11 protein-coding genes are annotated in these 10929 nt (G+C 73.9%); 4 read left to right on the top strand and 7 right to left on the bottom strand.

Going from position 1 to position 10929, the window contains the following annotated elements; translation table 11 throughout:
• The 5 genes from FVA95_RS07975 to FVA95_RS07955 form a co-directional block, all read right to left on the bottom strand.
• A partial coding sequence (locus FVA95_RS07975) for a sigma factor-like helix-turn-helix DNA-binding protein (RefSeq protein WP_193564260.1) occupies positions 1-217 on the bottom strand: 217 nt, incomplete at its 3' end.
• 55 nt (positions 218-272) lie between these two features.
• Positions 273-1004 carry a ferric reductase-like transmembrane domain-containing protein gene (locus FVA95_RS07970; protein ID WP_149663616.1) on the bottom strand — a complete coding sequence of 244 codons (732 nt, stop codon included), beginning with the start codon at positions 1002-1004 and terminating at the stop codon, positions 273-275.
• Positions 1005-1496: 492 nt separating this feature from the next.
• Positions 1497-2291 (bottom strand): tryptophan synthase subunit alpha, encoded by a 795-nt coding sequence (trpA, locus tag FVA95_RS07965; protein WP_149663615.1) that lies wholly within the window; start codon positions 2289-2291, stop codon positions 1497-1499.
• Complete coding sequence (gene trpB / locus FVA95_RS07960) at positions 2291-3553, bottom strand: tryptophan synthase subunit beta (protein WP_205015793.1); 1263 nt, start codon at positions 3551-3553, stop codon at positions 2291-2293. The genes trpA and trpB overlap by 1 nt, the downstream gene beginning before the upstream one ends.
• A gap of 159 nt (positions 3554-3712) precedes the next feature.
• Positions 3713-4957: an MFS transporter gene (locus FVA95_RS07955; protein ID WP_368667306.1), complete on the bottom strand. Its 1245-nt coding sequence runs from the start codon at positions 4955-4957 to the stop codon at positions 3713-3715.
• A gap of 49 nt (positions 4958-5006) precedes the next feature.
• Between FVA95_RS07955 and FVA95_RS07950 the strand changes: the two genes are divergently transcribed.
• The 3 genes from FVA95_RS07950 (at position 5007) to FVA95_RS07940 (ending at position 8104) form a co-directional block, all read left to right on the top strand.
• On the top strand, positions 5007-5777 hold the full coding sequence (locus FVA95_RS07950) for a FadR/GntR family transcriptional regulator (protein ID WP_149663614.1): 771 nt from the start codon (positions 5007-5009) through the stop codon (positions 5775-5777).
• A gap of 143 nt (positions 5778-5920) precedes the next feature.
• Entirely contained in the window at positions 5921-6499 is a 579-nt protein-coding gene (gene mscL, locus FVA95_RS07945; RefSeq protein ID WP_193564322.1) for a large-conductance mechanosensitive channel protein MscL, read from the top strand.
• Between the two features lie 192 nt (positions 6500-6691).
• Positions 6692-8104 (top strand): APC family permease, encoded by a 1413-nt coding sequence (locus FVA95_RS07940; RefSeq protein WP_149663613.1) that lies wholly within the window; start codon positions 6692-6694, stop codon positions 8102-8104.
• A gap of 125 nt (positions 8105-8229) precedes the next feature.
• Here FVA95_RS07940 and FVA95_RS07935 read toward each other — a convergent pair whose 3' ends face one another.
• The gene (locus FVA95_RS07935) at positions 8230-9195 is read right to left on the bottom strand and encodes a TIGR03557 family F420-dependent LLM class oxidoreductase (RefSeq protein WP_149663612.1); all 966 of its coding nucleotides are present in this window, start codon (positions 9193-9195) and stop codon (positions 8230-8232) included.
• Positions 9196-9551: 356 nt separating this feature from the next.
• Here FVA95_RS07935 and FVA95_RS07930 point away from each other — a divergent pair, with 356 nt between their 5' ends.
• Positions 9552-9962 carry an STAS domain-containing protein gene (locus FVA95_RS07930; protein ID WP_161992230.1) on the top strand — a complete coding sequence of 137 codons (411 nt, stop codon included), beginning with the start codon at positions 9552-9554 and terminating at the stop codon, positions 9960-9962.
• A 73-nt stretch (positions 9963-10035) separates the two neighbouring features.
• On the opposite strand, the gene FVA95_RS07925 is transcribed toward FVA95_RS07930, so the two are convergent.
• Positions 10036-10926 (bottom strand): LysR family transcriptional regulator, encoded by an 891-nt coding sequence (locus FVA95_RS07925; RefSeq protein ID WP_370460846.1) that lies wholly within the window; start codon positions 10924-10926, stop codon positions 10036-10038.
• Positions 10927-10929 lie beyond the last annotated feature (3 nt).

Below are 10929 nucleotides of genomic sequence, written 5' to 3'. Positions count from 1 at the left end.
TCCGCGGGAACTGCGCCAACAGAGCCCGCACCTGCGGCTCGACCGCATCAGCCAGCGAACCCCGCGGGCCCCGTTCCCGCCGCGGTGGGCCCGGCGCCCGCAGCGCCGAACGCACCGTGTTCCGCGCGACTCCCAGCCGGCGGGAGATCTCCTTGATCGGGACACCCTCCGCCCGATGCAGACGACGGATCTCGGACCAGTCCTCCACCGACAACACCCCCTCAGCGTCGCCCAGAAGGGGTCAATCCCAATCCGACGTCAGGGGGTCAGTCTCAGGCCGTCGTCGACAACACGGTCGGTCTCTCCGGGCGCACGACGTGCACCCGGAACTCGCCGGTCGCCGCGCGGGCACCCCAGCGGAGCACCAGCACCGCGACCAGCAGCAGGCCGAGCCCGCCGAGCACCGGCCCCATGACGGCGTCGCCGACCAGGTTGTTCAGCCACAGCACGTGCAGCGACGACGCGCCGACGACGACCGCGGCCAGGCTCAGGTGCAGCCAGCGCCACACCTCGTGCGAGCCGGTCCGGACCCCGCGCAGCGCGAGCACCAACAACACGACGACCGCGACCGTCGCGAGGGTGGCGGCCTGGCCGCGAGCCGGTGCGGCGAACGGCACGAGCAGCCCGACGCGTTCCGGGTGGTCGGCCACCACACAGGCCAGGTGCAGGGCGACGAGCACCCCGGCCAGCACACCGAGCCTGCGGTGCAGGCCGAGCAGGGTCTCCAGGCCGAGGGCTCCGGAGAGTCCGCGCACCCGGGACGGCAGCACCGCGACGATCACCATCGCCGACAGCGCGAGCAGCCCGGTCAGGACCGAGAGCTGGTGCAGCAGCGGCTGCGGCCCGGAACGGAGCATCCAGATCAGCGACGGGCCGACCAGGACCGTGACCAGCACGGATCCCCACACCGTGCGGGCGCGGCGGTGCGCCAGCCAGGCGTCGGCGGGCGGCGGGATGTCCCGCCGCAGGGGTGCGGTGACCGGATGCGGAACCGGGCGGTTCACCGGTCGCCGGGCGTACGCCCGGCCGGTGAGGGTGCCCGTAGCGGGCGGGGGTGGTGGGTGCGCGAGCGGTGGGCCGTCACCGACCGGCCTCGGGCCGGTCGTGGGTGCGACGCTGCCGTCGGACGGACGCCGGGGGTGCGTCCGCGCAGGGCGGGGCGGGTCATCGGATCACTCCGGTTCGTGGAACCGGCCGGGTGGGGAGCCCCGGCCACCGCCACGGCATCCGAGGGGGAGCGGGCCGCGGTGCGGTGACACGAACATAGGAACCCCACCGCGGCGGGGTTGCGTTCCTGAGAGCATCCACCGCCGTCCGGTCGTCGCCGTCCGGCGGGCGGGGTCCGATCGCTCCGGTCGGCCTACCGACCTACGGCCGACCGCCGCGACAACTCTCAGGGGCCTCCCGCTCACCGCGCGCGACCACCGCTGGTCCCGTCCGATCGGCCTCCGACGGCACGGACACGCCCCTGGTCGGGGCGCGGCCGCGTGACTCCGTCAGGCGGAGACGCGCTCCCCGGCGCGCACGCCCTCGGCGAGCTCGCGGGCGAGCGACTCGACCGCGGACGGCCCGCCGGACTCCAGTGCCTGCACGAACGCCGTGCCGACGATGACGCCGTCGGCGTAGGAGGCGACGTCGGCCGCCTGCTCGGCGGTCCGCACACCCAGGCCGACGCACACCGGCAGGGTCGCGTGCTCCCGCGCGCGGGTGACCAGGTCACGGGCCTCGACGCCGACCGAGCGGACGCCGGTGACGCCCATCAGCGACGCGGCGTAGAGGAAGCCACGGCTCGCGCCGACGGTCATCCGCATCCGCTCGGGGGTGGTGGTCTGGGCGACCAGGAAGACCCGGTCCAGGTCGTGCTTCTCCGACGCGGCCAGCCACTCGTCGCAGTCGTCGGGCAGCAGGTCGGGCGTGATCAGACCGGAGCCGCCCGCCTCGGCGAGGTCGGCGGCGAACCGCTCGATGCCGTAGCGGTCGACGAGGTTCCAGTAGGTCATGACCAGCGCCGGGGCGCCGGCGTCGACGACCCCGCGGACGGCGGTGAACGCGTCCCGGGAGCGGGCGCCGTTGTCCAGCGCCTGCTGGGTGGCGCGCTGGATGACCGGGCCGTCCATCAGCGGGTCGGAGTAGGGCAGCCCGACCTCGACGACGTCGACGCCGCCCGCGACCATCGCCCGCATCGCCTCGACCGAGCCCTCGACGGTCGGGAAGCCGACCGGCAGGTACCCGACCAGTGCGGCGCGGCCCTCGGCCCGGACCGCCTCGATCCGCTGCTGCACGCTGGCCATCAGACCGCTCCGTCCGTCACGGCGTTGCCCTCGTCGTCGATCAGCTGGAAATACTTCGCCGCGGTGTCGACGTCCTTGTCGCCACGGCCGGACAGGTTGACCAGCACGACCTTGCCCTCGCCCAGGCGCTTCGCCTCGCGCAGCGCACCGGCCAGCGCGTGCGCGCTCTCGATGGCCGGGATGATGCCCTCGGTGCGGCAGAGCAGGCGGAAGGCGTCCATCGCCTCGGCGTCGGTGACCGACTCGTAGCGGGCACGCTTCATGTCGTGCAGCCAGGAGTGCTCCGGGCCGACGCCCGGGTAGTCCAGACCGGCGGAGATGGAGTGCGAGTCGCGGGTCTGGCCGTCCTCGTCCTGGAGGATGAAGCTGCGCGAGCCGTGCAGGACCCCGACGTCGCCGCCGCCGATCGACGACGCGTGCCGCGGGGTGTCGACGCCGTCGCCGCCCGCCTCGAAGCCGACCAGCTCGACCGAGGTGTCGTCGAGGAAGGCGTGGAAGATGCCCATCGCGTTGGAGCCGCCGCCGACACAGGCGCACACCAGGTCGGGCAGCGCACCGGTCAGGTCCTGGACCTGCTGGCGGGCCTCGACCCCGATGATCCGCTGGAAGTCGCGCACCATCGCCGGGAACGGGTGCGGCCCGGCGACCGAGCCGATGAGGTAGTGCGTGTCGGCCACGTTGGTGACCCAGTCGCGCATCGCCTCGTTCATCGCGTCCTTGAGGGTGCGCGTGCCCGAGGTGACCGGGCGGACCTCGGCGCCGAGCATGCGCATCCGGGCGACGTTGAGCGCCTGGCGCTCGGTGTCGACCTCGCCCATGTAGACGACGCACTCCAGCCCCATCAGGGCTGCGGCGGTGGCCGAGGCGACACCGTGCTGCCCGGCGCCGGTCTCCGCGATGACCCGGGTCTTGCCCATCCGCTTGGTGAGCAGAGCCTGGCCCAGCACATTGTTGATCTTGTGCGAGCCGGTGTGGTTCAGGTCCTCCCGCTTGAGCAGGATGCGCGCACCGCCCGCGTGCGCGGCGAACCGCGGCGCCTCGGTGAGCAGGCTCGGACGCCCCGAGTAGGTGCGGTGCAGCTCGGCGAGCTCGGCCTGGAAGGCCTCGTCGGTCATCGCCGCGTGATAGGCCTGCTCGAGCTCGTCCAGCGCGGCGACCAGCGCCTCCGGGACGTAGCGGCCGCCGAAGCGGCCGAAGTACGGGCCGGTCTGGTCGACCAGCCGCGCCGTGTCCCCGGCCGGGGGAAGGGCGGTGTCGGTCACGAGTACTCCCTGACGGATCGAGGACCCCGATCTCGGGCCGCCGCCGGGCGGGGATGCGCCGGGAGATCGGACGCTCACGACGGTACACCGGGCCCACGACGCCGGACGCGGCACCGGGGGCTCTCATATATCACCGCGACGGTGCCGCGCGGGCGGGTCTCAGACGAGCCGCGGGCGTCCCGCGACCCAGCCCAGCACCATCTCGACGACGATCACGACGCCGAGCAGCACCAGCGACGGCGTCCAGGAACCGGTGGCGCCGTGCAGGACCCCGAACAGGAACGGACCCGCCGCGCCGATGAGGTAGCCGAAGCCCTGCGCCATCGCCGAGAGGTCGGTGGTCTCGGCGGACTCGCGGGTGCGCAGCGCGATCACGCCGAGCCCCAGCGGGAAGACCGCCATGCCGGTGCCGAGCAGGACCGTCCACAGCCACGGCGCGGCGGCCGGGGCGATAGCGAGCCCGGCGACGGCGGCCAGCGAGCAGCAGGCGAGCCCGACGATCCAGCCCGACTGCGACGGCCGGTTCAACGCGATCGGCGGGATGATGAAGCTCAGCGGGATGCCGATGAGGTTGATCAGGGCGAGCATCAGGCCGGCGTCGGTGCGGGTCACCCCGACCGAGACGAACAGCTCCGACAGCCAGCCCATCGCGACGTAGGCGACGCAGGCCTGCAGCCCGAAGAACGCGGTGACCACCCAGGCCAGCGGGCGGCGCACCATCGGGCGGCGCTCCACGGCCTCCGCGGTGCGCACGACCGGCTCCGGCTCGCCGTGCCGGGCCCCGGCGGCCCACACGACGAGCGCGGCCAGCGACAGCAGCGCCCACGCCTCGACCGCGCCGCGCCAGCCGCCGAGCAGCGGCTCCAGCGGCGGGGTGAACGCCGCGCCGATCCCACCACCCGCGGCCAGCGCCGCGGTGTAGATGCCGGTGACCCGGCCGACGGCGTGCGGGAAGGACTGCTTGACCACCACCGGGATCAGCACGTTGCCGATCGCGATGCCCGCCGCGGCGACGAAGGTGCCGCCGAGCACGACCCACGGGCCGTCGACGACGCGCAGCACGAGCCCCGCGGTCAGGACCGCCATCGCCAGGCCGATCGCGCGGGCCGTGCCGAGGCGACGGGCGAGCAGCGGGGCCGCGATCGCGGCGAGACCGAAGCAGATGGTGGGGACGGCGGTGAGCACGCTGGCCCAGATCGCGGAGGCACCGAGGCCGTCGCGGACCTCGCCGAGCACCGAGGACATCGAGGTCACGGCCGGGCGGAGGTTCGCGGCGGCGAGCGCCACCCCGACGACGAGCAGGGGGGTCCCGACGAGCGCGCCACGGCGCGACGGCCCGATGTCCTCGGCCCGTCCGGTGGCGATGGTCTCCTCCGCGCGTGTCTCCTGCTCAGCAATGCTCACGAAACAGTATTGTTACAGACGTAGGATGTTCGGATGGAAGGATGTTCCGGTGCCTCTCGTCACAGCGCGCCGCGGTGGCCTGGTCGACCAGGTCATCGGCCAGCTCCGGTCCGCCATCACCGGCGGTGAGTGGCCGGTCGGTGCCCGGATCCCGCCGGAGTCGGAGCTGGCCTCGTCGTTGGAGGTCGGCCGGAACACCGTCCGCGAGGCCGTCCGTGCCCTCTCCCACGGCGGTCTGCTGGAGGTGCGCCAGGGCGACGGCACCTACGTGCGGGCCACCACCGAGCTGTCCGGGGCGCTGCGCACGCTGTGCGGCCCGGAGCTGCGCGAGGTGCTGGAGGTCCGCCGCACCCTGGAGGTCGAGGCGGCCCGGATGGCGGCCGCCCGCCGGACCGACGCCGACCTGACCGTCCTGCGGGCCGCGCTGGACGAGCGCGACCGGGCCGTCGCCGCCGTCGCGGAGTGCGGCCGTCGCGGGGAGGAGCCGGACGCCGCGGACGTGGAGCTCGCCGCCCGCGCCGACACCGACTTCCACGTGGCCGTCGTCCGCTGTGCGGGCAACAGCCTGCTCGTCGAGCTCTACCGGGGAGTGGTGGAGGCGGTCGCGGACAGCGTGAAGACCACGATGCCCGGCACCGCGGGCACCGACGACGACATCTCGCACACCGGGATCGTCGACGCCATCGCCGACGGCGACGTGGACCGCGCCGCCCGCGAGGCCGGGGACTTCCTGGACCGGCTCACCGCCGCCCGCCCGGGCGTCCCGGCCACCTCCCCCCGCACGGACGGTCCGGCGGCCGGGGCCGAACCCACCGCCTGACCCCCGCCGCACCGGGCTGCACCGGACTGCACCGGGCAGCACTGTGCTGCACCGGGCAGCCGCAGGCCCGGCGCGGCAGTCCCGGTCCGGTTACCCTCCTGCGCCGGACCCACCCCGCCCCCGACCCCGAGGAGTGCTCCGGCGTGCTGAAGGGCTTCAAGGAATTCCTGCTGCGCGGCAACGTGATCGACCTGGCCGTCGCCGTCGTCATCGGTGCGGCGTTCACGTCCGTGGTCACCGCCTTCACCAAGGCGTTCCTGGAGCCGCTGCTCCGGTTGTTCTCCGGCGGGGAGAACGCCGTGCCCCCGGGCACGATCCCGCTGACCGACGAGGTGCAGCTCGACTACGCGAGCTTCCTCAACGCCGTCATCACCTTCCTGATCACCGCCGCGGTCATCTACTTCCTGGTCGTCTTCCCGATGAAGTGGCTCCAGGACCGCCGCAGGCGCGACGCGGAGGACCCGACCCTGGAGACCGACCTGGACCTGCTCAAGGAGATCCGCGACCTGCTCCGCGACCAGGCCGAGCGGGACCGCGAGCGGACCCTCGCGACGGCGCCCGGCGTCGTCGGACAGCCACCGGCGCCGGCACCGCCCGGCTCGCCGCAGGGCCGTCCGCTGCCTCCGCCGCCCGCGCCGCAGGCACCCCGGCCCGGCCCGGTCGACGACGGCCACCCCGAGCCCTACCCGGACACCCCGCGCCGGCCCCGCCACCGCGGCTGAGCCCGGGCCCTCCGGGCCGTCGCCCGACGGGCCGCGAGCAGACATCGGAGGGTGGCCGTCCGGTGGCCGACGGCACACACACTCGTTCCGGAGGAAACACGCCGCCCTTTCGACTCGACACGGCACGAACCCCCCACCAGGCTGGCCCGGTCGCGGGCGGCACCGGGCCGCCGCGGAGGGGAGCACGGCACGATGGCGGAAGCCACGACGCAGGTGGCGGAGGACGGTCCCGGGCTGAAACGGGTCATGGGGCCCAAGCTGCTGCTGCTGTTCATCATCGGCGACATCCTGGGTACCGGGATCTACGCCCTGGTCGGTCAGGTCGCCGAGGAGGTCGGCGGAGCGGCGTGGGTGCCGTTCCTGGTCGCCTTCGCCGTCGCCATGATCACCGCGTTCTCCTACCTGGAGCTCGTCACCAAGTACCCGCAGGCGGCGGGCGCGGCGCTCTACACGCACAAGGCGTTCGGCATCCACTTCCTGACCTTCATGGTCACCTTCGTGGTGATGAGCTCGGGGATCACCTCGGCGTCGACGGCGTCACGGGCGTTCGCGGCGAACCTGAACGAGGGCTTCGGGCTGGACCTGGGCAACGGCGGGATCGTCCTGATCGCGCTCGGCTTCATGCTGCTGGTCGCGCTGGTGAACTTCCGCGGCGTCGGTGAGAGCGTGAAGCTCAACGTGGTGCTCACCCTGGTCGAGCTGTCCGGCCTGCTCCTGGTGATCCTGATCGGGATCTACGCCATCGCCGGCGGCGACGCCGACTGGTCGCGCGTCGTCGCCTTCGACACCCCGGAGGACAAGGGGGTGTTCCTCGCCGTCACCTCGGCGACCTCGCTCGCGTTCTTCGCGATGGTCGGCTTCGAGGACTCGGTGAACATGGCCGAGGAGTGCCACGAGCCGCGCCGCATCTTCCCCAAGATCATGATCACCGGCCTGACCGTCACCGGGATCATCTATGTGCTCGTCGCCATCTGCTCGGTGGCGCTGGTCCCGGTCGGCCCGCTGGCCGCGAGCGAGACGCCGCTGGTCGAGGTCGTCCGCGCCGGCGCCCCCGGCATCCCGGCCGACGTCATGCTGCCGTTCATCTCGATGTTCGCCGTCGCCAACTCGGCCCTGATCAACATGCTGATGGCGTCGCGGCTGCTCTACGGGATGGCCAACCAGGCCGTGCTGCCCAAGCCGCTGGCCCGGGTGCACCCGTTCCGCCGCACGCCGTGGGTGTCGATCATCTTCACGACGCTGATCTCGTTCGCCCTGATCAGCTACGTGTCGCTCGACTCGGATTCCGACGTCGTCTCCGCGCTCGGCGGCACCACGTCGCTGCTGCTGCTCGCGGTGTTCACGATCGTCAACATCGCGGTGCTGGTGCTGCGTCGCGACCGGATCGCCGAGGACCACTTCCGGGCCCCGCCCGGGCTGCCGATCGTCGGCGCGGTCGCGAGCCTGTACCTGGTCCTGCCCTTCTCCGGGCGGGACGCGATCCAGTACGAGCTGGCCGGGCTGCTGCTCCTGCTCGGCCTGGTCCTCTACGGGATCACCCTGCTGCTCAACCGCAGCCTCGGGGTGAAGACGGCCACCCTGGACCCGTCGAAGCTGGACGGCTGACGAGGGGCCCGCTCGTCCCGGTGCCTGCCGCGGCGCGGTCACCAGGTCTGCAGGGCCTACCGGCCGTGGTCACGGTCGGGCACCGGACACGTCGCACGCCGACCCGTCCGGTGCCCGATCCGTGGTCACCGGCCGGCGAGGTCGCGCAGGCGGCCGGCGAGCTGCTCCTCGTAGAAGGTGAAGAACTCGTCGACGTCCGGTCCGGCGCTGATCAGCGCGAGCCGGTCGTAGCCCGCGTCGGCGAAGCCCTGCACCGTCGCGACGTGGGCCTCGACGTCCGGGCCCGCTCCGAACGCGTCGGCCATGTCCTCCTGACGGACGAAGGCCGTCGCCGCCTCGAAGTTGCGCACGTTGGGCAGCTCGGCCTGGATCTTCCAGCCGGTCGGACCGAACCGGAACAGCCGGTGCGCCGACTCCAGCGCCGCGTCGACGGTTCCGGCGTAGGCCAGCGGGACCTCGGCCCAGCGGGAACCGGTGCCGCCTGCGGCGGTGTAGGCGTCGATCAGGTCGGTGCGGGGCTCGGTGGCGAACAGGCCGTCACCCAGCTCACCGGCGATCCGGGCCGCCTTCGGCCCACCCGCGGCGACGACGATGTCCGGCAGCGTCTCCGGCAGGTCGAACACCCGCGCGTCCTCGACGGACAGGTGGGTGCCGCGGTAGGTCCGGTAGCCACCGGTCCACAGCAGCCGGATGATCTCCAACGCCTCGCGGAGCATCACGTGCCGCACGCCGACGACCGGCCACGGATGTCCGGTGACGTGCTCGGACAGCTGCTCGCCCGAGCCGACGCCGAGGGTGAACCGGCCCTCGGACAGCAGCGCGGTCGTCGCCGCGGCCTGGGCGATGATCGCCGGGTGGTAGCGGATCGTCGGGCAGGTCACCCCGGTGGCCAGGCCGATCCGCTCGGTCCGCATCGCGATGGCGGCGAGGATCGACCAGGCGAACCCGGAGTGGCCGTGGCTCTCCAGCCACGGGTGGTAGTGGTCGGAGATCTCGACGAAGTCGAAACCGGCCTCCTCGGCACGGACGGCCTGACGGACCATCTCCTGCGGTGTGTAGGCCTCGGCGAAGAGCTTGAAGCCGATCTGCACGACGGGTGTCCTCTCCTCGGGTGTGCCCCGACGGGATTCCCGGCGGGCGGCGGATCACTCCTGCGGCGGCCGGACGATCGTCCCGGCGGGTGTGCCGGCACACCCGCCGGCCCGCGCAGCACGACGGTCACGGCGCCGTCGCCGGCCGGGTCCTCCGGTCGCGGTGATGCGGAGGTGGTCACCCGGTGAAGACTGTCCCTCGGGCCGGGATCCTGCAGGTCGACCGGTGGACAGCCGACCCGGGCCCGGTACGGTGAGCCCATCGGAAACTCGGCCGCACGTCCCCGGACACGCGGCCCCGCCCCATCGGGCAGGCGGGGTCGCCGGCCAGGCGTGCCCGGCGTCGGGCGGCCGTCGTGACGGCGGCCGAGCCCGACCGCCGGCGGCTCGGCCACACGGGCAGCTGGCCGGAACCGCACTCCCGGGTGAGCCTGCGCGAGCACACCCCGGTGCCCGGGGTGACCGTCCTCGAGGTGATCGGCGAGGTCGACCTCGCCGAGGCCGAGGCGATCCGGGTGCGGATGTCGGAGATGCTCCACCAGACGCGACCGGCGCGGGCCCTGCTGGACCTGTCCGGCGTCGGGTTCCTCGGGTCGCACGGTCTGACGGCGGTGGTCCGGTCCTCGCGCGCGGCCGGCGAGGCCGGGGTTCGCCTGGACGGGGTCACCGGCCCGGACAACCGGGCGGTGATCCGACCGGTGCGGATGACCGGGCTGGACCAGGTCATCACCTGGTACCCGGACCTCGACACGGCCCTGGCGGCCTGAGCCTGCACCTCGACTGTTCCCGTCCGCGGCGCCCGTCCGGCGCGGCCGGGAACCTGCGGTGCCCCGGGACCGGTCAGCGGCGAGCCGCGAGCCGCACCAGGACCAGCGCGGGCCCGGACGGCGCGCGGCCCCGCCGCCAGGCGGCGCGCAGTCGTCGCTGCAGGTCGGCGCCGCGCACCGGGACCGTCCGCAGCGTCCCGGCCGCCACCTCGGCCGCCACCGCCAGACCGCTGATCACCGCCGGGCCCGCGCCGCCCGCGACCGCGTTCTTGATCGCCGTCGTCGAGCCGAGCTCCAGCACCGGCGGCGCGACGTCCCCGAGGGCGCGCTCCAGGAACTCCCGGGTGCCCGAGCCGGGCTCGCGGGCCACCAGCGGCGTCGTCGCGAGCCGCGCCGCGTCCACCGCACGGCGCCGGGCCCACGGGTGGTCCGGCGCGACGACGAGCACCAGCCGGTCCCGCCCGACGACCTGGCCGTCGAGGTCGGCGGGCAGGTCCGGGCCCTCGACGAACCCGAGGTCGGCGTCGCCGGAGCGGACGTCGTCGACCACCTCGGCGGTGTTGTGCGAGGTCAGCGTGACCGCGGTGCCGGGCAGCTCGGCGCGCAGCGCGACCAGCCAGCGGGGCAGCAGGTACTCCGCGACGGTGAAGCTGGCGGCCACCCGCAGCCGGGCCGCCCGGTCGGTGCGCAGCGCGGCGACGCCCTCGTCCAGGGCGTGCGCGGCGTCCAGCACGGCCCGCGCCCGTTCGACGACGAGCGCCCCGTCCGGGGTGAGCCGGGTACCGCGCGGCGACCGTTCCAGCAGGGTCAGCCCGAGTGCGGCCTCCAGTGTCCTGACCCGGGCGCTGACCGCGGCCTGGGAGATGCCGTGGGCCGCTGCGGCCCTGCCCATGCTCCCCAGGGTGGCGACCGAGACCAGCAGGTCGTAGGGCACGAGGTCGGCGACGCGCGGGGACAGGGTCACAAC

The organism is Pseudonocardia sp. EV170527-09 (assembly GCF_008369905.1).
Lineage (GTDB): Bacteria > Actinomycetota > Actinomycetes > Mycobacteriales > Pseudonocardiaceae > Pseudonocardia.
Note: the sequence above shows the minus strand (reverse complement) of the source record. Positions and strands in the feature narration are given on the sequence as shown.